General features: G+C 42.7%; 1 protein-coding gene. It reads right to left on the reverse strand.

Features of this window, described 5'->3' with window-relative positions; all coding sequences use genetic code 11:
* Nucleotides 1-214 (reverse strand): hypothetical protein (locus N8L90_RS09430; RefSeq protein WP_261025230.1); only part of this gene is annotated, 214 nt, incomplete at its 3' end.
* Nucleotides 215-274: the final 60 nt, after the last annotated feature.

The raw sequence follows: 274 nt of genomic DNA on the forward strand, positions 1-274 counted from the left end.
CAGCTGCCAAAGCTCCAAGGAGTACAGATGATTTGGAAGTTTCTGTACCTGTATTTGGCAATTGCTGTCTTGACTTACCTGTTGATTCTGATGGTGTTTCAGAAGATACTGTGTCTATTAATGCAGATGCACTTGTTGACTCAGACTCAGAGGCTGGTGTGCTTGCACTTGTTGAAACTGATTCTGAGACTGATGTACTTGTTGAAATAGACATAGATACCGATGTTGAGACTGACGTGCTTAGACTTGCTGACTGCGAAGCACTATCACTCAA

The sequence above is a fragment of the Streptococcus mitis genome (genome assembly GCF_946190115.1).
In the GTDB taxonomy this organism is placed as follows: Bacteria; Bacillota; Bacilli; order Lactobacillales; family Streptococcaceae; genus Streptococcus; species Streptococcus mitis_CO.